Consider the following 23,214-nt stretch of genomic DNA (forward strand, 5'->3'; position numbering starts at 1 on the left):
CCCCCCCCCCCCCCCCCCCCCCCCCCCCCCCCCCCCCCCCCCCCCCCCCCCCCCCCCCGCGCCGCGGGTCGGCGCAGCAGGTCGCGGCCCGCCGGTTCAGGACGCGGCGGGGTGCCAGCCCAGGGCGGGGCCGAGGCGGGTGGCGATGTCGGTGAGGATCTGGACGTAGTCGGCGTGCTCGAAGGTGAAGGGCAGCGCGAAGGCGACCTCGTCGACCTCGCGGAAGCCGGCGTGCGCGTGCAGCGCCTCGGCGATCTCGCCGGACCCGCCGACCAGGTCGGGCGCGAACAGCAGCCGCCCGGGCCCCTGCGGGGTGGCGGTGCGCGGCAGCCGCTTGCGGGCGAACTCCTCGTACCTGGTGCGCTGTTCGGGGGTCGCGCTGTCGGTGGGGATGACCACGAGTCCCTGGGAGACCCGGGCCCGGTCGCCTGCCGGGTGGTGGGCGCGGAACGCGCGGATCTGCGCCTGCTGGAGCGCGGCGAACCGGGCGGTGGCCGCGGCCGCGCCGCCGTCGGGCTCCGCGGCCGCGTCGGGTTGCGCGGCCGTGCCGGTGCCGGTCCCGGATGCGTCCGCCTGCGGCTCCTCGGCCTTGATGACGCTGCTGGTCAGGAAGTTGATGCCCTGCTCACCGGCCCAGCGGGCCGACCGCAGGCTGGCGCCGCCGTACCACATCCGCTCGGCGAGCCCGGCGGAGTGCGGCTGGACGCGCGGCGAGAACACCTCGAAGCCCTCGGTCGCGGCGGTCGCGGTCGCCGGTTCGCCGCGGACGAAGGACAGCAGCCGCCGCACCCGCTCGTACCCGAAGTCCTCGGCGTCGGCGGTGTCCGGGTAGAGGGCGTCCTTGACCTGGTCGTACCGGGCGGGCGGCCCGACGCTGACCCCCGGGTTGAGCCGACCGCCGGACAGCAGGTCCACGGTGGCCAGGTCCTCCGCCAGGCGCAGCGGGTTCTCCCAGCCGAGCGGGATCACCGCGGTGCCCAACTCGATCCGGCGGGTGCGCTGCGAGGCCGCGGCGAGCACCGCCACCGGCGAGGAGATGCCGTACTGGAGGTGCCGGTGGCGCACCCAGGCGCTGTCGAAGCCCAGTTGCTCGCCCAACTCGATGATGCGGAGCGTCGTTTCGTGGCCGGCGCGCGGGTCGGCCTCGTCGAAGAGCCCGATCGTCAGGAAGCCCAGCTTCCGCAGCGGCTGCGATGCAGGTGGCACGTGGTTCCTCCCAGGGTGCGGCGGCACGTCGATTCTCGCAGAGCCCGCCGCTCCCGGCCGCGCGGCTCGGAGGGTCGGGGGAGCCCTTTGCGGGGCGGGCCCGCAGCGGTCGGTACGGGTCCGCCCCCGCGCGGCTAACCGCCCGCGCCCAGTACCCGGTCCAGGACCGCGCCGGCACCGCCGGCCGGCAGGCGCGCGCCGCGCCAGGCGACGTGCTGGTCCGGGCGGACCAGCACGTTCGCCGTGCCGTACAGCGCGCGGGCGGCCGGGTCGGTGAGGTGGACCACCGTGAACGGCAGGGCCCGCGCCGCCGCCTGTGCGGCGAAGTCCCGCTCGACGGCGCGGTCCTCGGTGAGGACCAGCAGGGCGAAGGAGGTGCCGATCCGGTCGTGGAGGGTGCCGCCGTAGGGGTCCACGATCCCGTCGGGCGCCCGGTGGCCGGGGCGCGGGTCGTCGGTGTAGACGTCCGGGCGCCAGGCGGGTTCGGTGGCGAGCTGGTCCGGTTCGTACCAGACGACGGCCGAGTCGTCGTACCGCTCGTCGAAGGTGACGCCGTCGGAGCCGGTCCGCTCCCGGCGCAGGCGGGCGCCGATCTCGGCGCGGCGGGCGGTGGCCGCGGGGCCGAGGTCGGCGTCGTCGGGGATGCCGCCGGCGCGGATGTCGGCCAGGGTGGCCTGGGCCCTGCGGGCCCGCTCCAGCGCGTGGTCGGCGACGCGCTGGTTGTGGCGGCGGCGCTCCCGGTCGTAGGAGTCGAGCAGCGCGGGCGGCGCCTGGCCGCCGAGGACGGCGGCGAGCTTCCAGCCGAGGTTCACCACGTCGCCGATGCCCTCGCCGAGGTTGCCGCCCGGGGTGCGCACATGGGCGGCGTCGCCCACGAGCAGCACCCGGCCGGCGCGGAAGGTCCGGGCGATCCGGGTGGCGTGGTAGAAGGTGGTGGCCGACACCAGTTCCAGCTCCGCGTCGAAGCCGAAGGCGGCCCGGGCGGTGGCCAGCAACTCGTCCTCGGTGGGCTCGTGGTGCAGCGGGTACGGCCCCGCGTACACCCGCCACTCGCGGGTGCTCACGGCGGCGAGGAAGCCGGACGCGTGCGGGTTGAAGACGATGTTGGTGCCGCTGGGCGCGGGGCCGACCCGGTCGGTGATGTCGCCGGTGCGCACGATCAGCCGCAGCCGCTTCTCGGTGGCGTGCTCCCCCTCGCGCTCGATGCCGGCCAGGGTGCGGGTGGTGCTGCGGCCGCCGTCGGCGGCCAGCACGTAGCGGGCCCGGATCACCCGCTGTTCGCCGGTGCCGGAGCCGGTGCCGGTGCCCGTGCCCGTGCCGGTGACCTCGGCGTCCACCCCGTCCGCGTCCTGGCGCAGCGCCCGCAGCTCCCACCCGCCGGCCACGCTCACCCCGCGCTCGCGGAGGTGTTCGAGGAAGACGTGCTGGAGGACGGTCTGCGGGCGGCGCAGCGCCTCGTCCGCGGAGGGGCCCGCGGGGCGGGTGCCGGGCGTTGCGCGGAACTGCGGGCGGGGCACCGGCACCAGTTCGTGGCCGGCCAGCGAGGTGACCAGCCGGATGCCCTGGTTCCACTCCGGCGGGAAGGTCCAGGCGTCGCGGACCCGTTGCAGCAGCCCCCAGCGGCGCAGGTGTTCGACCACGCGCGGGGTGTGGCCCATCGCACCGGCCCGGACCAGCGTGGCGGTGCGGGCCCGCTCGACGACGGCCACCCGCACCCCGCGGGAGGTCAGTTCGACCGCCGCGGCCAGGCCGGTCGGGCCGCCGCCGACGATCAGCACGTCGACGGCGGCGGGGGGTGTGGCGACCGGGAAGCGGACGGTGTGCACGTCGCGCCCGCCGGTCGGGGACAACAGCTCTTCGGCGGCGGCTGGGGACGCGGAGGTGGCGGTGGCGGCGGCGGTGGACGTGGCGGTGGCGGTGGCGGTGGACGTGGCAGTCATCGGCCGGCCTCAGTCGTTCACGAGCTGGCGCTCGCGCGTGTAGCGGTTGACCGGGATCGGCAGGCCGAGGTTGCCGCGCAGGGTGTCGGCCTCGTACTCGGTGCGGAACAGCCCGCGCTGCTGGAGGATCGGCACCACGCCGTCCACGAAGGCGGCGAGTTCGGCCTCGGTGCGGAAGGCGAGGTTGATGCCGTCGAAGGTGCCCGCGTGGAACCACTCCTCGATGCTGTCGGCGACGCCCTGCGGGGTCCCGACGAACGGCGAGCGGCGGAACTCCCGGATGGAGTTGGCCACTTGACGCAACGTCAGGTTCTGTTCGGCAGCCCGCGCGATGATGCCGGCCGCGCCGGTGCGGCCACCGCGCTCGGCCAGGTGCGCGACGTCCGGGAAGGGGGCGTCCAGGTCGTGCACGCTGAAGTCGTACGCCCCGAAGGAGCGGCCGAGCAGCGCGAGGTTGCGGTCGAAGTCGTCGTCCTCCTCGAAGATCTCCCGCTCGCGGCGCCGGGCGGCCTCCTCCGTGCCGGCCACGATCGGGCTGCCGTGGATGAAGATCTTGATGTGCTCCGGGTCGCGGCCGTAGGCGGCGGTGCGCTGCTTGATGTCGGCGTAGTACTCCTTGGCCTGCTCGAGGCCGCCGCCGGGCGCGTAGATGCCCTCGGCGACCTGTGCGGCCAGGTCGCGGCCCTCCGGCGAGACCCCGGCTTGGAAGATCACCGGCTGGCCCTGCGGGGAGCGCGAGAGGTTGAGCGGTCCGGCCACCCGCAGGTGCTCGCCGACGTGGTCGAGCGCGTGCAGCTTGTCCGGGTCGAGGAAGACGTTGCCCTCGACGTCGGCGGGGAAGGCGTCGTCCTCGTAGGAGTCCCACAGCCCGCGGGCGACCTGCACGAACTCCAGCGCGCGGCCGTAGCGGGTGGCGTAGTCGAGGTGCTCCTCCAGGCCGAAGTTCCGCGAGGCGCCGGTGTCGAAGCTGGTCACCACGTTCCACCCGGCGCGGCCGCCGCTGATGTGGTCGAGCGAGGCGAAGCGGCGGGCGAGGTTGAAGGGCGAGTTGTACGTCGAGCTGGCGGTGCCCACCAGGCCGACGTGCCGGGTGTGGGTGGCGACCGCGGACAGCAGGGTCAGCGGCTCCAGCCGGTTGAGGTAGTGCGCCGGGTAGGTGGCGTTGATGAACTGGCTGTCCACGATGAACAGGGCGTCGAACAGGGCGTGTTCGGCGGCCTGCGCCTGCCGGATGTAGTAGTTGATGTCGATGCTGGCGTTCTTCGCGACGCTCGGGTCCTTCCACAGGCCGTGCTGGCCGGGGCCGCCGACGCCGTAGGGGTGCAGGGCGAGGTGGATCTTGCGGGGCATGGCTCTCTCCGTGGGTCGGCGCCGCCCGGAGGCCGGGTGCGGCGGTTCGTCGGGGGGTGCGACGGGGGCTCGTCGAGGTGCGGCGGGGACCGGTACGCCGCGGTCAGGCGTTCAGCAGGGCGCGCAGCGCGTCGCGTTCGGCCCGGTCGGCGGGGGCGGTGTGCAGGGTGGGCGCGGAGCTGACCAGCAACCGCGTGTAGGGGTGCCGTGGAGTGTCGATGACCTCGCGGGCGGGGCCGTCCTCCACCAGTTCGCCGCGGTAGAGCACGGCGATGCGGTCGGCGATCCCGGCGACGGAGCCGAGGTCGTGGGAGATCAGCACGATGGCCACGCCGGTGGCGCGCAGTTCCTTGAGGATCTCCAGCACCTGGACCCGGTTGGCGGAGTCCAGAGCGCTCACCGGCTCGTCGAGGATGACCAGTTCGGGCCCGGTGACCAGGGCCCGGGCGACCGCGACGCGCTGGCGCTGGCCGCCGGACAGCTCGCCGGGCAGCCGGTCGAGCAGCTCCTCGTCCAACCGGACCCGGGTGAGGAAGGCGCGGGCCCGCGTCGCCGCCTCGGCGCGCGGGACGCCGCGAAGCAGCAGCGGCTCGGTGAGCGAGTCGGCGACGGTCAGGTCCGGGTCGAGGCTGCGCAGCGGGTCCTGGAAGACGTACTGCACCACGCCGCGGCGGCGCAGCGCCCGCCACTTCGCGGCGCCGTACCCGGTGATGTCCTCGCCGCCGACGGTGATGGTGCCCGCCGAGGTGCGGACCAGGCCGAGGACGGCGCGGGCGAGGGTGGACTTGCCGGAGCCGGTCTCGCCGATGACGCCCACGGTCTCGCCGGCCGCGACGCTCAGCGACACTCCGCTCAGGGCGCGCCGCCGCCGCCGGCGGTGGCCGTAGTGGACGTCGAGTCCTTCGACGGCGAGCACGGGGCCGCGCGGGGCGGGGGTGGCGTCGGCATCGGCGTCGGCGGGGGTGCCTGCGGGGGTGCCTGCGGCGGGCGTCATGACGTCTCCTCTGGGTCCGCCGGTTCGGTGGCGGCGGGGGCCGGCTCCCCGGCCGCCGGGGAACGGAACCGGTCGAGTCCGTACTGCTCGTGCTCGGCGACGAGCAGCCGGGTGTAGGGGTGCCGCGGATGGTGCAGCACCTGGCGGGTCGGGCCGTGCTCGACGACCTCGCCCTGCCGCATGACCAGCACCTCGTCGCACATCTGGGCCACCACGGCCAGGTCGTGGGAGACCACGACCAGTGCCAGGCCGGTGCTTTCGCGCAGGTCGGTCAGGAGGTCGAGGATCTCGGCCTGCACGGTGACGTCGAGCGCGGTGGTGGCCTCGTCGGCGATGAGCACGCGCGGGCCGGCCGCGATCGCCGCCGCGATCAGGACGCGCTGGAGCATCCCGCCGGACAGCTCGTAGGTGTACTGGCCGTAGACGAGTCCGGGGTCGCGCAGGTGGACCGCGCGCAGCAGTTCCAGGGCGCGCTGCCGGGCCGGGCGGCGCCCCAGGCCCTTCTTGGCCCGCAGCACCTCGGCGATCTGCGGGCCCACCTTGATCGACGGGTTGAGGTAGGAGGCCGGGTCCTGGAAGACGGCGCTGATGGTGGCGCCGCGCAGCGCAGTCCACTGCGGGGCGGTGAGCGCGGCGGTGTCGGTGCCGTCGATCTCGACCGAGCCGCCGGAGATCTCGAAGTGCGGGGGCAGGATGCCGAGCGCGGCACGGCAGGTGAGGGTCTTGCCGCTGCCGGACTCCCCCACCACGCCCACGGCCTTGCCGGGGGTGAGGGTGAAGCTGACGCCGTGCACGATCTCGCGGTCGCCGGCCCGGTCGGTGATGTGCAGGTCGGTGACCTTCAGCACGGCCGCCGTCTCAGCCGTCTCAGCCGTCTCAGCCGTCTCAGCCGTCTCAGCCGTCTCCGCGGTGTCCGCGGTGTCCGCCGTCTCCGCGGTGCGGCCGGCGTCGTCCGCGGGGTCGGCCCCGGTCCTGGGGCCGGGCCCGGCCACCTCCGCGGGCGCGGGCGGGTTCTTCGACGGTGCCGTCATGAGGTGCCTCCGGCCGGTGCGGTTGCGGTCCGGTCGCGCCGCCCGGCGCGGACCTTGCGGTGGTTGACCAGGGCGCGGCCCGCCTCGCCGGAGACGTCGCGGATCGCGTCGGCGAGCAGGTTGCTCGCCCAGACGGTGGCCATGATCAGCAGCGCGGGAGCCAGCGGCGCCCACGGCTGGTAGCTGAGGTAGCCGAGGTCGGAGGCGAGCAGCCCGCCCCAGGTGGGCTTGGGCGGCTGCACCCCGATGCCGAGGAAGGTGAGGCTGGAGACGATGACGAAGCCGACGCCGATGGTCTGGGCGAGCGCGACCGCGATCGGCGGGAGCACCTTGGTCCACACGTGGCGGCGGACCACCCAGCCCACGGAGGCACCGGAGATGAGCGCCGCCTCCACGTACGGGGAGCGGGCGACGGTCAGCGTGGCGGCGCGCGCGACGCGGTAGAACAGCGGGGAGACCAGCACCCCGGTGACCAGCATGGCCTGGGTGATGCCGTTGCCGAGCAGGGCGATCACCGCGACGGCGAAGAGCAGGAACGGCAGCGCCACCAGCGTGTCGACCACGCGCAGCGTGACCCATTCGAAGACCCGGCCGAGGTAGACCGACAGGATGCCGGGGACCACCCCGACCACCAAGGCGGTGCCGGCCACTTCGAGGGAGCCGAGCACGCTGACCCGGGAGCCGTCGAGCAGCCGGCTGAGCACGTCCCGGCCGAGGTAGTCGGTGCCCAGCCAGTGGGCGCCGGAGGCGGGCGCGAGGGTGTGGGCGCTGGTGGCGAGCGGCGGGTGCGGGGCCAGCAGCGGGCCGAAGGCGGCCAGCAGGGCGATCAGGGTGAGGATCGCGAGGGCGATCCGGCCGGTCGGCAGCGACAGTACGCGGCGGAACATCGCTCACACCCCCCGCTGGGACGCCGGCGTCACACGGGCCAGCACCAGGTTGACGATCAGGTTGAAGACGACGACGAGGACGATCGACACCACCAGGACGCCCTGCACGGCGGGCACGTCGCCGGACTGGGCCGAGTCGTTGGCGAACCGCCCGAAGCCCTGGAGGCCGAAGACCCATTCGGTGACCACGGAGGCGCCGACCAGCGCGGGGAACTTCAGCCCGAGGGTGGCCAGCGCGGGCCCGAGGCCGTTGCGCAGCACATGGCGGAAGAAGATCCGCCGGGGGCTGAGCCCGCGCACCATCGCGCCGATGACGTAGTTCTCCCGGTAGGCGGCGATGAGGCTGGTGCGCAACTGCCGGGCCACGTCGGCGACCACGTCGAAGCTCAGGGCGATCGCGGGCAGCGTGATGTGCTCCAGCCACGGGGTCAGGCCCTGCGCGGCGGGCACGTAGCCGGCCGCGGGGAACAGGTGCAGCCCGACCGCGAAGACCTCCACCAGCACGATGCCGACCACGAACGCGGGCATCACCGAGATGAGGGTGACGAAACCGGTGATCGCGCGATCGATCCAGGTGGTGTGGCGCAGTGCGGCGGCGGTGCCGAGCAGGAAGCCGGCGCAGACGCCGATGACCAGCGCGAAGGTCGCCACCGACAGGCTCACGCCCAGGCCGAGGCCAATGAGGGTGGAGATGTCGGCGCCGTTGGTCCAGCTGGTGCCGAGCTGGCCGTGCAGCACACCGCTGAACCAGTGCCCGTACTGCACCAGGAAGGGCCGGTCCAGGCCCCATTGGGCCTCGACGCGGTGGATCGCCTCGGGGGTCGCGTCCTCGCCCAGCTGGATGCGGGCCGGGCTGAGCCCGCTCAGCGAGCGCAGCGCGAACGTCACGAACGTCGCGACCAGGAAGACCGGTACGAAGATCGCGGCGGACCGGGCGACGGTGGCCAGGACCCGGACCAGCGCGTGGCGGGTCCTGGCCGCGGCCGCCGAGGCGGGGGCGGGGGCGGCTGGCGCCGCCGTGGTCGTTGTCGTCGTCATGGGGTGGCCCCCTCTCTGTGCGGGGTGGGCGTCAGTTGCCGATGGTCACGCCGGTCCAGTCGATGTGGCCGGGGTTCTTGGGCAGGTTGGAGACCGACTTGCTCTTGGCGAAGAGGTTCGGCGCGGAGTAGGTGAAGACCAGCGCCTCGCTCTTCAGCCCGGCGCGGGTGGCGGCCTGGAGGACCTGTGCGTAGTCGGGTGCGTCGATGCTGGTCTGCCGGACCTTGGCCACGGCCGCCTCGAACCCGGCCGGCTCATAGGGGGTGCTGAGGTTCAGCGGGCCGTTCGGGCCGAAGTGCGCGGTGAGCGTCTGGAGCGCGGAGTCGCGGCCGGTGGTGCCGTACAGGGAGAAGGTGAGGTCCTTGGCGAAGAAGGGCGTGGCCCAGTTCTTGTCCACCTTGATGGTGACGGTGATGCCGACCTTGGCCAGTTGGGACTGGACGATCTCGGCCTGCGGGTCGGCGGCGGGGATGTCCAGGGTCAGCTTGATCGCGCCGGGCTTGTAGCCCGCCTCGGCGAGCAGTTGCCTGGACTTCGCCGGGTCGTAGGGGTAGAGGTCGGCGGACTTCGGGTCGTAGGCGACGTAGCCCTTGGGGAAGGGCTGGTCGGTGGCGGAGCCGTAGCCGAAGGTCAGCTTGTCGACGAACTCCTGCCGGTTGACGGCGTAGCGGACCGCGTCGACGACCTTGGAGTTCGTGAACGGCGCCTTGTTGATGTTCAGGCTGATGTTCTCGGCGTTGAAGCCGGGCTGCACGAACACGTCCAGGCCGGCCTTCTTGGCGGCGTCGGCCTGGCTGGCCTCGATGTCGGCGAAGTTGTAGACGCCGGTCTGGAGGCCGGAGACGACGGTGGCCGCGTCCGGCGCGGAGGTCAGCTCCACGTTGTCGATGTGGATGTCCTTCGCGTCCCAGTAGTCGGGGTTCTTCTTCAGCAGCACCTTGGTGCCGGGCACCAGTTGGGTGACGGTGAACGGCCCCGCGCCGACCGGGCTCTGGTCCAGCTTCCCCGGGTTCGCCGCGGCCTTGGGGCTGGCGACCTGGAGGACGCGCTCGCCGAGCAGTTGCGGGATCTGGTAGTCGACCTGGGTGAGGTGGACGACGACGTCGAGCCCGTCGGCGTCCACGGATCTGATGGACGTCAGGTCGCCGAACAGGGCGGAGTTCTTCTGCGTCTTGGCCCGCTCGATGGCGTCCTTGACGGCGGTCGCGTCCAGCGCGGTGCCGTCACTGAACTTGAGGTTCGGCCGCAGGTGGAAGGTGACCTGGTCGCCCTTGGCGTTGTACTGCCAGCTCTTGGCGAGGTCGGGCACGGCCTTGCCGGTGTCGTCGGTGCGGGTCAAGGAGGCGTAGACCAGGGCGAGTTCGCGGAACTGGGCGCCGCTGCCGCTGACCACCGGGTCCCAGTGGCTCGGGAAGGAGGACGAGGCCCACTTCAGCGTGCCGGCGCCGCCCGCGGACGCGGACTGGCCGCCGCAGGCGGTGAGCGAGAGGCCCGCGGTGGTGACAAGCACGGCGGACAGCGCGGTGAGCCGGGTGCGGCCGGGGCGGCGGCTCGGGCCGACCGGGGTACGGCGAAGCGCGATACGTATGGACATCTCGTACTTTCTGTCGACGCACTCCAGCCCGGTCTGGGCAGGCGGGAGCGGCAGGGCGGAGGGCGGGTCGGCGCGGGCACGCCGGTACGGCACGGGTAGGCCGGTACGGCGCGGGGCATCGGTCGGCCGGGCCGCGCACCGCCGACTCCGCTTGCCCCAGAGGGAATCCGGAGGAATCCGGGATTCCCCGGGGGCTGCCGGGAGGTCGGTCAGGGCGCGGGTCGCACGAGGGCAGGCCGGGCGGGAAAGGGCGTCAAGGGCGCGGAGCGGCGGCGGTGCCGCTGGGCGGTGTGAAGGAGGGGCCGCTGCCGCGGGGGGCGGTCAGGCGCCGGTGGACGGTCGGTGACCGGTGGTCAGCGACAGAGGGCGCTGCACGTGCGCCGCAGGTCCACGTAGCGGCACACCACACCAGGGTGCGTCGAGAGCATGCTGCACATCTTGTGGGGTACGGCGAGCGGCTGTCAATGGACACCTTTTGATGTCTCATTCGGCGGACCGGGCGGAACCGGCGGACCGGCCGTCCCGGGTGCGGCCGGGTGCTGCGCCGCCTCGGCCGGGTGCAGCCACAGCGGGCCGTTGCCGGTCGGCACCCGCACCGCGCCCGGCGGCGGCCAGGACCCCTCGGCCAGCAGCAGCCGCTCGGGGTCGGTCAGGCTGCGGTAGCGCTCCAGCGCCGCAGCGGCGGGCAGGCGCACCGCGCCGGCCAGCAGGCCCGGGCGCACGGCGTCGAAGGCCGCGGCGTACTCCTCGTACGACCGCCAGCCGGGCACGGCGCGGTGGCCGACCGGCGCCCGCAGCAGCAGCGTCGGCAGGGCGTAGCGGTGACCGCCGTCGGCGGTCTCCTTGGCCCGGCCGGGGTGGGGCGAGCCGGTCTGCCCGGCCAGCACCTCCGGCACCGGGCGCCGGGCCTCCTCGCGGTCCGCGCGCACCTGCCGCAGCACCTGCGGCGAGGCGGCGTCGGCCGCCAGCCGGCGCGGGTCGAGGCCGGGCACCCCGCGCGCCGCGGCCAGCGCGAGCGGCAGGGTGTCGGCCGGCTCGCCGAGCACGAACACCGTCTCGCGCAGCCGCCGCAGCACCGCCTCGCCCACCTCCGCGCCCTGGCGCGCGGCCGCCTCGGCCACCAGCGAGGCCGGCCACGAACTGGCCGCCACCCGGCTGAGCCGGGCCGCGCACGGTGCCCCGGTGTGCTCGGTCACGCCCGCGACGTAGCGCGTGTACCAGGCCGTCTCGGCGGCGGGATCGGGCGGCGGGTCGTCGTCGTGGTCGAACATCACCGCGTACACCCGCCGCCACCGCACCCGCCCCGCCGACTCGGCCCGCAGCCGCCGCAGCACCGGCTCGGCGCCCCACGACCACGGGCACAGCGGGTCGGTGTACTCCACGACCTCGACACCGGCCACGTCACCGGCCTCAGCACCCACCTCGGCACCGGCCTCAGCACCCGCCTCGGCACCGGCCACGCCGCCCGCGCCCGGGGCCCCGCCGGTGCGCACCGCCGCCCGCGGGGGCGTCACGCCGCGCGCTTCCCGTCCGGCCGCCCGCCCTTCGCCGAGGCCAGCAGCGTGTGGACGGTGACGCCGCCGAGCACCGCGGCGGCCTCGGCCTCGACCTGCCGCCAGACCGCGGTGAGCCCGGCCGCGGGGCCGGGGTAGGCCAGGCCCGCCAGCGGCTCCCCGCGCAGGGTGATCAGCTCGCCGTCGACGGCGCGCACGACGTCCAGGAGCGTGATCTCCTCCGCGGCTCGGCCCAGCCAGTAGCCGCCCTCGCAGCCGCGCTGGCTGCGCACCAGCCCGGCTCTTCGCAACTCGGCCACCACGGACTTCAGGAACCGGAACGGGATCTCCTGTGCCGAGGCGATGGCCTCGCAACTGAGCGGGCGCGCGGGCTCGCTGGCGAGTTCCAGGAGGGCGCGCGTGGCGTAGTCCGCCTTCGCGGAGATATGCATGTCCTCATCATGCCCGATCCCCCCGCGCTACGGGTCTCCCCGCCGTGTCCCGACCATTGCGGGAACATTGCCGCAGGTGAAGCGTAATGGACACCTCTTGACATCCTTTTCGGCGGCCGCCTAGCGTCCGGAGCCATGAGTACGCCGCCGACCCAGCCCGGTGAAGGTTTCCACCCCCATCTGCCCGACGCCCCGGCCGCATCCCCGACCTCGCCGCTGCGGGCCCGCCTGCACCACGTCCGCGCCGGCGAACTCGACGGCGACACCGCGCAGACCGGCGGGATGCGCCGGTTCGCCGCCATCAGCGGGAAGACGGTCGGCTCGGAGAAGCTGTGGATGGGCCAGACGCACGTGGCGCCGTCGACCGCCTCCTCCGACCACCACCACGGCGCCTCGGAGACCGCGATCCACGTGGTCAGCGGGCACCCGGAGTTCGTCTTCGTCGACGACTCCGGCGACACGCCGCAGGAGGTGCGGCTGCGCACCTCGCCGGGCGACTACATCTTCGTGCCGCCCTACGTGCCGCACCGGGAGGAGAACCCGGACCCCGACGACGAGGCCGTGGTCGTCATCGCCCGCAGCACCCAGGAGGCGATCGTGGTCAACCTCCCCCGGCTGTACGCGCTGGGCTCGGCACCGCGGGAGGAGCCCTCGTGACCAGTACCGAGTCCCGCCCGGACGTCGAGCAGGAGCTGAAGTCCGCGTTCCGGGAGGCCATGGCCGGGGTGTGCACACCCGTCGCGGTGGTCACCGCCATGGCGGGCCCGGCGCCGTACGGCACCACCGTCAGCGCCTTCACCTCGCTGTCGATGGACCCGCCGATGGTGCTGGTCTCCCTGGACCGGTCCTCCGACCTGCTGGCGGTGATCGACGGCAGCCGCCGGTTCGGCCTCAACATCCTGGGGGCGCAGCAGCCGGAGCTGGCGGTGAACTTCGCCCGCAAGGGCGGCCCGGCCAAGTTCGGCGGGGTCGAGTGGCAGGTGGGCGGAAAGGTGCCGCGGCTGCCCGGCGCGACCGGCTTCCTGGCGTGCGAAGTGACCGACCTGGTCGTCGGCGGCGACCACGTCGTGGTCTTCGGCCGGGTGCTCAGCGCGGACACCGCGCCGGCCCGGCCCCTGACCTACCACGCCCGGGCCTTCGGCACCCACACCGCGCTGGACGCCAACGCCCCGGCCTGACACCGCGGTTCAGCGCACGGAGGTGGAGTACGGCAGCAGCGCCATCTCCCGCGCGTTCTTGATCGCGCGGGCCAGCAGGCGCTGCTGCTGCGCGCTGACCCGGGTCACCCGGCGGCTGCGGATCTTGCCGCGGTCGGAGATGAACTTCCGCAGCAGGTCGGTGTCCTTGTAGTCGATGTACGTGATCTTCGCCGCGTCCAGCGGGTTGACGCGCGGCTTCAGCGGCTTGCGGGGATCGGCGGAACGGCGGGCCATGAGGGCACTCCTCGGTGCGGGCGGGGGGATACGGACTGCGGGACGGATACGGGCGCCAAGGCCCAGGGGGCGCGGGGGCGTTGGGGCGCGGAGGCGGGGGGTGCGGGAGACCGGGCCTCAGGAAGGCCAGGTCTCAGGAGACCGGGTCGAGCAACTCGTCGAAGGCGGCCGGGAAGCGGCGCCACCCGTCGGGTCCGGCGGCGTACTCCGCGTCGGTCAGCAGGCAGGACTCCAGCACCCGCGCCAGCCCGTCCCGGTCCAGCGCGGGTGAGGTGAAGACCAGGTGCTGGCAGCGGTCGCCGTGCTCGGGGTCCCAGTCGAGCGTGGCGGCGGCGCGCCGCATCGCGGGCACCATCTCCCAGGCGGCCCCGGGCAGCGCGGCCAGCCACGGCCCGGCGTTCTCCACCACCAGTGCGCCGCCCGCCGCCTCCCACGACAGCAGGGTGTCGGGCCGGTCGGCGAGCCAGAACCGGCCCCGGCTGCGGGCGGCGGCGCAGACCAGGTCCTCCAGCGCGGCGTACAGCCGCCCGGGGTGGAAGGGCCGGCGCCGCCGCCACACCAGGGTGCCCACCCCGGCCTCGTCCGCCTGCTGGGGCAGCCGCGAGCAGGCCGGGTGCTGGGCCGCGGCGGCGGCCTCGACGTCGAACCCGGCGAACGCCGCCCGGGCCAGCTCGGTCGAGCGGTCGGAGACCTGCCGTGCGGTGGGGTGCAGTTGGGACAGCAGCGCGCGGTCCTCGTCGGTCGCCTCGGCGTCCTGCGCGACGACCAGCACGGGCGCGTACTCCAGTTGCCGCGCCCAGGTGTCGCCGACGGTGCGGCGGTCCTCCCGGGCCGCGGCGAGGCCGGCCTCCTCCAGGTCGTCACCGTTGGCGAGGCAGGGCAGCACCAGGCCGGGGTCGACCGCCGTCATGACGCTGCCGAGCTCCAGGAACCGCCCGCCCTGCCCGGCGATGACCTCGGCCATCCCCTGCGGCTCGACGGAGTCCCACAGCTCGACCACCGCGAGCCGGGTCAGGCCGTCCCCGGCCAGCCGCTCCAGTTCCGGGACGAGGTCGGCGCGCAGCGCGCAGCACGCGCAGTCGTTGACGAGCGGGGTCTCGCCTTCCGAGAGCAGGCCGTCGGCGTCGCGGACGGTGCGCCGCACCGTGCCGTCGGCCGCCGAGGACAGGTCGTGGTGGAGTGCGACGCTGCCGGGCACCATCGTCAGCAGGTTCCCGACCGCCGTCCGGCGCGCCTGCGCGTGCATCCCGGCGACGATGACGACGGGGAGCTTCCCGCGCGGGTCCATCAACGCCCCCCGTGGACCCGGCCGAGGCCGGCGCGGGCCGGGTCGAGCAGCCCGCGCTCGTACGCCGCGACCAGGCGCTGCGGGACCAGGTGGGTGGCGCCGTCCACGGTGACGGCCACCAGCCGGGGCGCGCTCGCCTTCCACTGGGCGCGCCGGTGCCGGGTGTTGCTGCGCGACATCTTCCGTTTGGGTACGGCCATGGTTGGCTCCTCCGGTGGGTCGGGATGACAGGCTCGACGCTATATGAAAACGACTTCCATTACCAATCAGTGCCGGGTGGCTCCGCCCGCCGCCCGGCGCCGCCACGGCAGTCCGCGCACACGCCGGTCAGCTCCACGGTGTGCTCCACCTCGGCGAAGCCCGACTCCTCGGCGACGGTCCGCGCCCAGCTCTCGACCGCGGACGCCTCGACCGGGCTGCTGGCCCCGCAGGTACGGCAGATCAGGTAGTGCCGGTGCTCCCGGCTCGGGCGGTGCCGGAACAGCCGCTCGCCCCCGGCGTCGCGCACCACGTCCACCACACCGGCGTCGCCCAGCGCGGCCAGCGTGCGGTAGACGGTGCTCAGGCCGACCGGCACGCCCGCCGCGACCACCGCGGCGTGCAGGCTCTGCGCGCTGACGAAGCCGTCGCCGTCGACCAACGCCCGCAGCAGGGCCCTGCGTTGCTGGGTGCGGCGCCCCGGCACCCGGTCGTCGTCGCGCCGCGGCGGCTGCCCGCCCGCGGAGGTGCTGTGCACGGTTGGCCCCCTGGGGTGCGTGCTCGGGTTCGTACGGGACCGGCGCCGGGACTCAGGCGCGGCGCAGTCCGGCGCCCGGGGCCGCGAGGCCCGGACCGCGGCGCCGACGCCGGCCGCCGACGGCGAAGGCCGCCGCGTACACCGCGGCGGCCAGCGCCACGATCGCGAAGCTCGGCGGCATCTTCGGCACCGCGTAGCTCAGGGACAGCCCGCCCCACATCTCGGCGACCGCGAGCACCGTGGACAGGGCGAACGCCCGGGCCGGGCGGTCGGTGAGCCGCTGGGCGGTGCCCGCCGGCGCCGCGAGCAGGCCGAGCAGCAGCAGCGACCCGACCGCCTGGCTCGCCTCGGCCGCGGTCACGCCGATCAGCGCCAGGAAGCCGTAGCCGAGCAGGCCCACCGGCACGCCCCGCGCCGCCGCGACCGCCTCGTCCACGGACGCGAACAGCAGCGGACGGAAGACGGCGAGCACCACCGCGCACACCCCGGCGGCCACCGCGGCGGCGGTACCGGCCTGGCCCGCCGACATCCCGAAGATCGAGCCGAAGAGCACCCGCACCCCGGCGCCGGCGTTGTCCGCGCCGCCGGAGGTGCTGTACATGGTGAGGAAGAAGGTGCCCAGGCCCGTGATCCAGGCGAAGACGTTGCCGATGGCGACGTCGTCCGCGCGGCCGGAGCGGGCGAGGGTGCCGAGCAGCACCGCGACGGCGATGGTCGCCGCGTACAGGCCCAGCCGCAGGTCGACGCCCGCGGCGAGCGCGGCGAGCGACCCGGCGAACGCCATGTGGCTGAGCGCGTCGCCGGTGAAGACCTGGGCGCGCAGCACCAGGAAGTAGCCGACCATGCCGGACGCGGCGGCGACGGCCCCGCCGGCGAGGACCGCGTGCAGGAAGAAGGGGTGCCCGAGAGCGCCGGGCCAGCCGAGGGCGAGGGTGTTCACAGCAGGCTCCCCGAGGTCCAGACGGCCGCGGCCTCGGCCGGTACGGCGCCCGGGCCCGCACGGTCCGGCGCGCGTCCGGCGCGTTCGCGCAGCAGCCGCGCGCCCCAACTGGCCGCATAGGCGGCGAAGGCGAAGCTGGTCACCCAGAATCCGATCGGGTAGGGCGAGTAGTAGGCGACCGTCAGGCTGGTCCAGGTCACCACGAGCGCGATCAGCACGGAGCCGGCGAGGCCGCGCACCGGGCGGGCGGTCAGGTTCTGGGCGGTGGCCGCGGGCATCACCAGCAGCGCGAACACCAGCAGCGCGCCGGTGATCTGGCTGGTCGCCGCCGTGGCCGCGCCCAGCACGACCAGGAACACCGCCGACAGCAGCCGCACCGGCACCCCGCGGGCGGCGGCGACCGCCGGGTCCACGGACGCGAACAGCAGCGGCCGCCCGACGGCGGCCAGCACCAGCAGCACCACCGCGCCCACGACCGCCAGCACCCGCACCTGGCCGGTCGTGATCCCCAGGAAGCTCCCGAACAGCAGGGCGTCCACCCCGCCGAGGAAGCCCTTGTAGAGGGCGATGAAGAGGAAGCCGGCGCCCAGCAGGAACGCCTGGACCGTGCCGGTCACCGCCGCCTCCTCGCCGCCGCCGGCGCCCGTCCCCCCGCCGGAGCCCGTGCCGCCCCCGGCCCGCGGGATCGCGGCGATCACCAGGGCCGCGCCGACGCAGAACGTGAAGTAGCCGTAGACCGCGCCCACCCCGACCAGGGTCGCGCCGGCCGCGCCGGGGAACGCCACCGCCGACAGCGTGTGCCCGGCGAAGCTCTGCCGCCGCAGCACCATGAACCAGCCGATCGCCCCGGCCAGCACCGCCACGATCGCGCCGGCCCGGAAGGCGTTGACCATGAAGGGGTACGCCCACATCTGCTGGACGTCGGCCACCGGGTTCCACGACCAGCCGGCCGCGCCGTCAGCGAGTCCCACGGCCGGCCCCCTCCCCCGCCGGCGGGTGCCGGTCGGTGTGCACCGCGGGCGCCTCGGGCTGGCCGACCACGACCAGCCGCCCGTCGGAGGTCCGCAGCACCTCGATCGGCGTGCGGTACAGCCGGCTCAGCGTCCGCGAGGTGATCACCTCCGCCGGGGTCCCGGCCACCGCCCCGCCCTCGGCGAGGTACACCACCCGGTCCAGGTGCGCGAGGATCGGGTTCGCGTCGTGCGCGACCATCACCACGCTGACCTGCTCCTCTCGGCAGATCCGGCCGATCAGCGCGGCCACCGCGGCCTGGTTGGGCAGGTCGAGGCTGTCCAGCGGCTCGTCCAGCAGCAGCAGGCGGGGGCGCCGGACCAGCGCCTGGGCGATCAGCAGCCGCTGCTGCTCGCCGCCGGAGCACTGGCCGATCGGCCGGTGCGCGTAGGCGCTCGCGCCGACCGTCTCCACCACTTCGGCGATCCGCTCCCGGGCCGCCCGCGCCGACCCGGGCCGCCCCAGCCCCCAGCGGTCGCCGTCCCAGCCCAGCCGGACGACGTCCACGCCGCGGATGCGCAGCCCGGGGTCGAAACTGCGCCGCTGCGGCAGGTAGCCCACCTGCTGCGCGCGCCGGCCCGGCGGCCGCCCGAGCACGCTGATGCTGCCTGCGGCGGTCGGGACCAGGCCGAGTATCGCCTTGACCAGGGTCGACTTGCCGACCCCGTTCGGGCCGAGTACGGCGACGAACTCCCCCGGCTCGATGTCGAGTTCGACGTGCGACCACAGGGTGCGGCCGCCGACCCGCACGGCCGCGTCGCGCAGCGAGACCACCGCGGGCCCGGCCGCGGGGTCCTGCGGCCGGGCGCTCTCCGGCGCGGCCGGGGGCGCGGCTTGCGGCGCGGCTTGCGGCTCGGCGGTTTCCGGGGCGGCGGCTTCCTCGCGCGCCGCGGGCACTTGCGGCCGTACGGCCTCGCGCAGTCTGGTGAGCGGATGCATCCCTACTTGCCCGTCGCCTCGGCCAGCGCCTGCTGGATGCCCTTGAGCTCGGTCACCTGCCACTGCTGGAACGACGCCCCGGCCGGGGTGAGGGTCTCGGTGACCGTGGCGACCGGAATGCCCTTCGCCTTGGCGGCCTTGACCTGCGCCTGCACGTCGGGCGTGGCGTTCTGGCTGTTGTAGACGTAGAGCTTGATCTGCCGGGTGGCGATCTGGTGGTCGATGGTGGTCTTGTCCTGCGCGGTGGGGTCGGCGCCCTCGCTGATCGCGCTGAGGAACGAGTACGGCGTGAGCATCTTCAGGCCGAGGCCGTCGGCGAGCGGGCTGACGATCGACTCGGACGCGCCGATCGGGGTGCCGGCGTACTTCGCCTTGATGTCGGCGATCAGCGTGTTGTACTCCCCGAGGGTCTTGGTCTCGAAGGTGGTCTTCTGGGCGTCGAAGTACGCCGCGTCGGCCGGGTCGGCCTTCTTGTAGTCGGCGGTGATCTGCTCGATCACCTTGTGCACGTCGTCCGGGGAGTACCAGCGGTGCGGGTTGCCGCCCTGCTTCACGCCGACCAGGTCGCCGACGGTGAGCACGGTGCGCTGCGCGGAGGGGTTCGACGCCAGGAGCTTCGAGGCCCAGGAGTCGTAGCCGATGCCGTTGACGATCGCGTACGACGCGGAGGCGACGGTCCGCGCGTTCGCCGCGGTCGGCTCGTAGTCGTGCGGGTCGGTGTCGGGGTTGGTGATGATGCTGGTCACCTTCACGTGGCTGCCGCCGATCTGCTCGGCGATGCTGCCCCAGAAGTTCTCCGCCGCCACCACCTGGATGACCTTGCCGCTGCTCTTGGCGCTGCCCGAACTGCCCGCGGAGGCGCCGGCCTTGCCGTCGTCGCTCGGGGAACTGGTGGAGCAGGCGCTGGTCGCGACCAGCGCGGCGACGGCTATCCCGCCCGCGGCGAGCAGGTGGCGGCGGCGGGGCGCCGCGCTGCGGTTGTCGGGGCTGGCCATGGGTTCTCCTCGGGCAGTGGTGGCGGCAACGCGGCACGTCCGGCCGCGACCCCCTCACCGTAATTGAAAACGACTCCCAATCCCACTTTCCGCTACGCGAGATGAAAATCATTACAGAATCTTGACCTTTGAGTCGGCTGTGCACGGTCCAGGGCCGGCGGGACCCGCGTCCCCGCAGGTCACCTGCGGTGGGCGGGGGACCGGGCCGCTCGGGCCGCGGCCGCGCCCGGCCCCCGCGGCGGCCTCCGGCGGGCCCCGTGGGCGGCTGCGCCGGGCTTAGCCGCCCGATGCGGTGGACATGCTGCAACCGCACCAGCCCGCAACGACCGAACCGGACCGACCAGTCCGCAACCGACAGACCGCCACCGCCGATCCGGCCCGACACCGGCTTGCGAGCCGCAGCCCGCAAACGACCGGAACGCCACCACCGAACCGCGAACAGCAAACCGCCACGACCACAACGGCACCGCCGAACCAGCCCGACACCGGCCTGCGAGCCGCAACCCGCAACGACCGGACCGAGACCGCCGGGCCGAGAACGCCGAACCGCAACCACCAGACCGACACCGCCGAACCAGCCCGACACCGGCTTGCCAGCCGCAACCCGCAACGACCGGACCGAGACCGCCGGGCCGAGAACGCCGAACCGTGACGGCCACAACATGCGAGCGCCAGGCCGGCACCACCGGATCAGCACCGCCAACACGGCGGCTGCGAACGGAAACAGGCAGGACGACATCGACAGACCGACACCACCGACACGGCAGCACCAGTCCGGAGCGATCAGCCCGGCACCGACAGACCGGCCCGCACCGATCCGCAACCGACAGACCGCGACCGCCCGGCCGCACCGATCCGGCAGCGCCCACCCGCAACCGACAGACCACGACCGACAGACCGCGGCCAGCAGACCGTAGCCGCCCGGCCGGGCCGGGCCGGCGCGACCGCACCCCGACAGCTCAGCCCCGGCCCCGGTGGTCAGGGGTTCCATGGAAGGCAGGACGAGACGATGGCCGAGCCGCTGTATCTGCGGGCGCGGGTCGAGGGGCAGGCGGCGGCGCTGCTGGCGGAACCGGAGCTGGTGCACTCGCTGGTGGACGCGTTGGAGTCGCCGCTGAACGTGGTGCTCCCCGAGCAGGCGGCGGCGAACGCCGAGGAGTTCGGCGCGGTGCTCGGACGGCACCGGCTGAAGGGGCGGGTGCTGTTCGCGCACAAGGCGTCGGCGTCGAGCGCGCTGCTGCGGCGGCTGGCGGACACCGCCGCCGGGGTGGACGTGGCGTCGTTGGGTGAGCTCCAGCACGCGCTGGGCTGCGGCTTCGCACCGGACCGGATCACCGCGACGGGCCCGAAGAGCCCGCAGTGCCTGTGGCTGGCCGCGCGCAGCGGGGTGACGGTCGCGGTCGACTCGGCCGAAGAACTCGACCTGCTGGCAGGGCTGTTACGCGGCCACGCCCTGCCGCGCTGCCGCACGATGCTGCGGCTGAGCGGGTTCACGGCACCGGGCGTCCGGGTCCGCTCCCGGCTCAGCCGGTTCGGCATACCGGTGGCGGCGCTGGAGGACGCGCTGGACCGCGTCGTCCGGTACGGGGACGTGCTGGACCTCGTCGGTGTCGCCTACCACCTGGACACCACGAGCCTGACGGAGAAGGCGACCGCGCTGGAAGGGTGCCTTCGGGCGCTGACGGCGTGCCGTGACCGCGAACTGTCCCCCGGCATCGTGGACATCGGGGGCGGGTTCGGGATCAGCTACCTCGCCCACCGCGAGGACTGGGACACGTACACCAGCGCGCTGTCCGCCGCGGCGCTCGGCACCCGACCCGCCCTCGCCTGGGGCGGCCACGGCTACGGGCTGCGCAACGACAAGGGCACCCTGCGCGGGTCGCTCGCGCTGTACCCGTCCTGGCGGCCGGCCGCGGGCGCGCACTACCTCGACGAGCTGCTGTCGGCGCCGTCGTCCGCGCAGTTGGGCGGCCGCCCGCTGGCCGCGCTGGCGCTGGAGCACCTCTACGACGTGCACGCCGAGCCCGGCCGGGCCCTGCTCGACCAGTGCGGGCTGACCCTGGCGACGGTGCAGGAGGTCAGACGGCCGCCGGAGGGGGGCGCGGACCTGTGGGTGCGGCTGGCCGCCAAGGCCGACGACATCGCCCTGGAGGAGCACGGGGTGCTGCTCGACCCGGTGCTGCTCCCCCGCCCCGGCACCGGCGAAGCGGCGGACCAGGCACCGTACGGCACGGGCTCGTACGGCGTGGATTCGTACGGCGCGGGCTCGTACGGCCGGGGGCCCGTGGCGGTGCACCTGTTCGGGCACCTGTGCCTGGAGACCGACCTGATCACCCGCCGCCTGGTCCACCTGCCGCGGGCGCCGCGGCCCGGTGACGTGCTGGCGTTCGCGAACACCGCCGCGTACTGCATGGACTTCCACGCCGGGCGGTCCCAACGCCACCCGGCCGCCCGCAAGGTCGCCCTGTGGCGGTCGGGCGGGAGCTGGAAGTGGTGCCTGGACGAGGCGTACTGGCCGACAGTTCACAAGGGAGAGCCGCAGTGAGGTACGACCGCATCACCGACGCCATCGGCAACACACCGCTGGTGCGCATCGATCCGGCGGTGCACGGCCTGCGCCACATCGACCTGTTCGCCAAGCTGGAGATGCTCAACCCGTTCGGCTCGGTCAAGGACCGCGCCGCCTGGCACATGGCGCGGGCCGGCCTGCCGGACGCGCAGGCCGACGGCAGCCGGATCGTCGAGCTGTCCAGCGGCAACACCGCCAAGGCACTGGCGGTCATCGCGGGCATGCACGGCCTGACGTTCAAGAGCGTCACCAACCGGATGCGCATACCGGAGACCAAGGAACTGCTTTTGCTGCTCGGCGCGGAGATCGAGGAGCTGCCCGGGCAGAGCGAGTGCCTGGACCCCACCGACACCGAGGACCCGCTCACCCTCTTCCACCAGGCGCTGGCGGACTCGCCGACCCCGCTGCTCCACACCGACCAGTACTTCAACCCCCGCAACAGCGAAGCCCACTTCGAGGGCACCGGCCCGGAGATCGTCGCCGACCTCGACGGCCGCGCGCCGGACTACTTCATCGCGTGCGTGGGCACGGCCGGCTCCTCCACCGGGGTGGCGAGCGCGCTGCGCGCCCACCGCCCGGACGTCGAGGTGGTCGGCCTGGTCGCGGCGAAGTCCGACTTCATCCCCGGCATCCGCACCCGCGACGAGGTGCACGAGGTCGGCCTGTTCGACCCGGCCACCTACGACACGCTCGCCGCGGTGGACTCCGGGGAGGCGATCGACGGCATGGTCACCCTGATCCGGCGCTGCGGGCTGCTCGCCGGGCCGACCGGCGGCGCCGCCTTCCACGGCGCGCTGCGGCACCTGCGCGCGGCCGACGAGTCGCTCGCGCGCAGCGGGCAGCCCCCCGCCGAGCGGAAGACCGCGGTGTTCATCGTCTGCGACCGGGTCGAGGGCTACCTCAGCTACATCCGGCAGCGGCGGCCGGACCTGCTCGGCGACACCGCCCGCACCCCGAACACGGTCGCCGGGCTGACCGCGGCCGAGGTCGCCGCGGCCCCGGCGGTGACCGTGGCCGAGGCGCGCGCCTGGATCGAGGAGGCGGACCCGCTGGTCGTGGATCTGCGCAGCACCTACGCGTACACGGCCCTGCACATGGCCGGCGCGGTCAACATCACCGACGAGATCCTCGGTGAACTCCTGCGCGCGGGTGTGCCGTTCGCCCGCAGCCGGCCGGTGCTGCTGGCCTGCCCGGTCGGCGAGCAGTCCGCGCGGTACGCCGCGCTGCTCACCCGGATGGGGCACCCCGACACCCGCAGCCTCACCGGGGGCATCGTCGCCTGGCGCGACGCCGGCGCACCCCTGACCCGGGACTGACG

Annotated in this window: 22 protein-coding genes; 4 read left to right on the forward strand and 18 right to left on the reverse strand. The window is 74.4% G+C overall.

Going from position 1 to position 23,214, the window contains the following annotated elements; genetic code table 11:
• Window positions 1-96: 96 nt before the first annotated feature.
• The 10 genes from AC3EVP_RS31080 to AC3EVP_RS31125 all read right to left on the reverse strand — a co-directional run bounded on the left by AC3EVP_RS31080 (window position 97) and on the right by AC3EVP_RS31125 (window position 11,985).
• Complete coding sequence (locus tag AC3EVP_RS31080) at window positions 97-1,206, reverse strand: LLM class flavin-dependent oxidoreductase (protein WP_435135693.1); 1,110 nt, start codon at window positions 1,204-1,206, stop codon at window positions 97-99.
• A gap of 134 nt (window positions 1,207-1,340) precedes the next feature.
• Window positions 1,341-3,146, reverse strand: a complete 1,806-nt coding sequence (locus tag AC3EVP_RS31085; protein ID WP_435135695.1) for an FAD-dependent oxidoreductase — start codon at window positions 3,144-3,146, stop codon at window positions 1,341-1,343.
• A gap of 9 nt (window positions 3,147-3,155) precedes the next feature.
• Complete coding sequence (locus tag AC3EVP_RS31090) at window positions 3,156-4,496, reverse strand: NtaA/DmoA family FMN-dependent monooxygenase (protein WP_435135697.1); 1,341 nt, start codon at window positions 4,494-4,496, stop codon at window positions 3,156-3,158.
• Window positions 4,497-4,599: 103 nt separating this feature from the next.
• Window positions 4,600-5,490: an ABC transporter ATP-binding protein gene (locus AC3EVP_RS31095; RefSeq protein WP_435135699.1), complete on the reverse strand. Its 891-nt coding sequence runs from the start codon at window positions 5,488-5,490 to the stop codon at window positions 4,600-4,602.
• The gene (locus AC3EVP_RS31100; RefSeq protein ID WP_435135701.1) at window positions 5,487-6,521 is read right to left on the reverse strand and encodes an ABC transporter ATP-binding protein; all 1,035 of its coding nucleotides are present in this window, start codon (window positions 6,519-6,521) and stop codon (window positions 5,487-5,489) included. The genes AC3EVP_RS31095 and AC3EVP_RS31100 overlap by 4 nt, the downstream gene beginning before the upstream one ends.
• Window positions 6,518-7,408 (reverse strand): ABC transporter permease, encoded by an 891-nt coding sequence (locus AC3EVP_RS31105; RefSeq protein ID WP_335978617.1) that lies wholly within the window; start codon window positions 7,406-7,408, stop codon window positions 6,518-6,520. The genes AC3EVP_RS31100 and AC3EVP_RS31105 overlap by 4 nt, the downstream gene beginning before the upstream one ends.
• 3 nt (window positions 7,409-7,411) lie before the next feature.
• Window positions 7,412-8,446 carry an ABC transporter permease gene (locus tag AC3EVP_RS31110; RefSeq protein WP_335978619.1) on the reverse strand — a complete coding sequence of 345 codons (1,035 nt, stop codon included), beginning with the start codon at window positions 8,444-8,446 and terminating at the stop codon, window positions 7,412-7,414.
• 31 nt (window positions 8,447-8,477) lie between these two features.
• Window positions 8,478-10,040: an ABC transporter substrate-binding protein gene (locus AC3EVP_RS31115; RefSeq protein WP_435135704.1), complete on the reverse strand. Its 1,563-nt coding sequence runs from the start codon at window positions 10,038-10,040 to the stop codon at window positions 8,478-8,480.
• A 461-nt stretch (window positions 10,041-10,501) separates the two neighbouring features.
• Window positions 10,502-11,461: a DsbA family oxidoreductase gene (locus AC3EVP_RS31120; RefSeq protein ID WP_435135805.1), complete on the reverse strand. Its 960-nt coding sequence runs from the start codon at window positions 11,459-11,461 to the stop codon at window positions 10,502-10,504.
• An 89-nt stretch (window positions 11,462-11,550) separates the two neighbouring features.
• Window positions 11,551-11,985: an RrF2 family transcriptional regulator gene (locus tag AC3EVP_RS31125; protein WP_335978621.1), complete on the reverse strand. Its 435-nt coding sequence runs from the start codon at window positions 11,983-11,985 to the stop codon at window positions 11,551-11,553.
• Window positions 11,986-12,120: 135 nt separating this feature from the next.
• Between AC3EVP_RS31125 and AC3EVP_RS31130 the strand changes: the two genes are divergently transcribed.
• Both AC3EVP_RS31130 and AC3EVP_RS31135 read left to right on the forward strand, forming a co-directional pair.
• Window positions 12,121-12,642 carry a cupin domain-containing protein gene (locus AC3EVP_RS31130; RefSeq protein ID WP_335978623.1) on the forward strand — a complete coding sequence of 174 codons (522 nt, stop codon included), beginning with the start codon at window positions 12,121-12,123 and terminating at the stop codon, window positions 12,640-12,642.
• Window positions 12,639-13,163 carry a flavin reductase family protein gene (locus AC3EVP_RS31135; RefSeq protein ID WP_435135707.1) on the forward strand — a complete coding sequence of 175 codons (525 nt, stop codon included), beginning with the start codon at window positions 12,639-12,641 and terminating at the stop codon, window positions 13,161-13,163. Before AC3EVP_RS31130 ends, AC3EVP_RS31135 begins: the two co-directional genes overlap by 4 nt.
• A 9-nt stretch (window positions 13,164-13,172) precedes the next feature.
• Here the strand turns inward: AC3EVP_RS31135 and rpsR are convergent, their stop codons facing one another.
• The 8 genes from rpsR to AC3EVP_RS31175 all read right to left on the reverse strand — a co-directional run bounded on the left by rpsR (window position 13,173) and on the right by AC3EVP_RS31175 (window position 19,327).
• Complete coding sequence (gene rpsR / locus AC3EVP_RS31140; RefSeq protein WP_435135709.1) at window positions 13,173-13,418, reverse strand: 30S ribosomal protein S18; 246 nt, start codon at window positions 13,416-13,418, stop codon at window positions 13,173-13,175.
• Between the two features lie 133 nt (window positions 13,419-13,551).
• A complete protein-coding gene (locus AC3EVP_RS31145) occupies window positions 13,552-14,706 on the reverse strand; it encodes a CobW family GTP-binding protein (protein WP_435135711.1) in 1,155 nt (384 codons plus the stop codon).
• Window positions 14,706-14,906 (reverse strand): 50S ribosomal protein L32, encoded by a 201-nt coding sequence (gene rpmF, locus AC3EVP_RS31150; RefSeq protein ID WP_335978631.1) that lies wholly within the window; start codon window positions 14,904-14,906, stop codon window positions 14,706-14,708. Before rpmF ends, AC3EVP_RS31145 begins: the two co-directional genes overlap by 1 nt.
• Before the next feature lie 59 nt (window positions 14,907-14,965).
• Window positions 14,966-15,442: a Fur family transcriptional regulator gene (locus AC3EVP_RS31155; protein ID WP_435135714.1), complete on the reverse strand. Its 477-nt coding sequence runs from the start codon at window positions 15,440-15,442 to the stop codon at window positions 14,966-14,968.
• 52 nt (window positions 15,443-15,494) lie between these two features.
• Window positions 15,495-16,382 carry a metal ABC transporter permease gene (locus AC3EVP_RS31160; protein ID WP_335978635.1) on the reverse strand — a complete coding sequence of 296 codons (888 nt, stop codon included), beginning with the start codon at window positions 16,380-16,382 and terminating at the stop codon, window positions 15,495-15,497.
• Window positions 16,379-17,353: a metal ABC transporter permease gene (locus AC3EVP_RS31165; RefSeq protein WP_435135717.1), complete on the reverse strand. Its 975-nt coding sequence runs from the start codon at window positions 17,351-17,353 to the stop codon at window positions 16,379-16,381. Before AC3EVP_RS31165 ends, AC3EVP_RS31160 begins: the two co-directional genes overlap by 4 nt.
• Entirely contained in the window at window positions 17,340-18,332 is a 993-nt protein-coding gene (locus AC3EVP_RS31170) for a metal ABC transporter ATP-binding protein (protein WP_435135719.1), read from the reverse strand. Before AC3EVP_RS31170 ends, AC3EVP_RS31165 begins: the two co-directional genes overlap by 14 nt.
• A 2-nt stretch (window positions 18,333-18,334) precedes the next feature.
• The gene (locus AC3EVP_RS31175; RefSeq protein WP_435135721.1) at window positions 18,335-19,327 is read right to left on the reverse strand and encodes a metal ABC transporter solute-binding protein, Zn/Mn family; all 993 of its coding nucleotides are present in this window, start codon (window positions 19,325-19,327) and stop codon (window positions 18,335-18,337) included.
• 1,009 nt (window positions 19,328-20,336) lie between these two features.
• On the opposite strand from AC3EVP_RS31175, the gene AC3EVP_RS31180 reads away from it, so the two are divergent.
• Window positions 20,337-21,872 carry a type III PLP-dependent enzyme domain-containing protein gene (locus AC3EVP_RS31180; RefSeq protein WP_435135723.1) on the forward strand — a complete coding sequence of 512 codons (1,536 nt, stop codon included), beginning with the start codon at window positions 20,337-20,339 and terminating at the stop codon, window positions 21,870-21,872.
• Entirely contained in the window at window positions 21,869-23,212 is a 1,344-nt protein-coding gene (locus tag AC3EVP_RS31185) for a pyridoxal-phosphate dependent enzyme (RefSeq protein WP_335978645.1), read from the forward strand. The genes AC3EVP_RS31180 and AC3EVP_RS31185 overlap by 4 nt, the downstream gene beginning before the upstream one ends.
• Window positions 23,213-23,214 lie beyond the last annotated feature (2 nt).

It is taken from the genome of Actinacidiphila sp. bgisy144 (genome assembly GCF_057708105.1).

Bases quoted from the DNA above. Each gene is read 5' to 3' on its own strand.
- AC3EVP_RS31085 (WP_435135695.1), bottom strand. From the start codon at position 3,146: ATGACTGCCACGTCCACCGCCACCGCCACCGCCACGTCCACCGCCGCC.
- AC3EVP_RS31090 (WP_435135697.1), bottom strand. From the start codon at position 4,496: ATGCCCCGCAAGATCCACCTCGCCCTGCACCCCTACGGCGTCGGCGGC.
- AC3EVP_RS31095 (WP_435135699.1), bottom strand. From the start codon at position 5,490: ATGACGCCCGCCGCAGGCACCCCCGCAGGCACCCCCGCCGACGCCGAT.
- AC3EVP_RS31100 (WP_435135701.1), bottom strand. From the start codon at position 6,521: ATGACGGCACCGTCGAAGAACCCGCCCGCGCCCGCGGAGGTGGCCGGG.
- AC3EVP_RS31105 (WP_335978617.1), bottom strand. From the start codon at position 7,408: ATGTTCCGCCGCGTACTGTCGCTGCCGACCGGCCGGATCGCCCTCGCG.
- AC3EVP_RS31110 (WP_335978619.1), bottom strand. From the start codon at position 8,446: ATGACGACGACAACGACCACGGCGGCGCCAGCCGCCCCCGCCCCCGCC.
- AC3EVP_RS31115 (WP_435135704.1), bottom strand. From the start codon at position 10,040: ATGTCCATACGTATCGCGCTTCGCCGTACCCCGGTCGGCCCGAGCCGC.
- AC3EVP_RS31125 (WP_335978621.1), bottom strand. From the start codon at position 11,985: ATGCATATCTCCGCGAAGGCGGACTACGCCACGCGCGCCCTCCTGGAA.
- AC3EVP_RS31130 (WP_335978623.1), top strand. From the start codon at position 12,121: ATGAGTACGCCGCCGACCCAGCCCGGTGAAGGTTTCCACCCCCATCTG.
- rpsR (WP_435135709.1), bottom strand. From the start codon at position 13,418: ATGGCCCGCCGTTCCGCCGATCCCCGCAAGCCGCTGAAGCCGCGCGTC.
- AC3EVP_RS31145 (WP_435135711.1), bottom strand. From the start codon at position 14,706: ATGGACCCGCGCGGGAAGCTCCCCGTCGTCATCGTCGCCGGGATGCAC.
- rpmF (WP_335978631.1), bottom strand. From the start codon at position 14,906: ATGGCCGTACCCAAACGGAAGATGTCGCGCAGCAACACCCGGCACCGG.
- AC3EVP_RS31170 (WP_435135719.1), bottom strand. From the start codon at position 18,332: ATGCATCCGCTCACCAGACTGCGCGAGGCCGTACGGCCGCAAGTGCCC.
- AC3EVP_RS31175 (WP_435135721.1), bottom strand. From the start codon at position 19,327: ATGGCCAGCCCCGACAACCGCAGCGCGGCGCCCCGCCGCCGCCACCTG.
- AC3EVP_RS31180 (WP_435135723.1), top strand. From the start codon at position 20,337: ATGGCCGAGCCGCTGTATCTGCGGGCGCGGGTCGAGGGGCAGGCGGCG.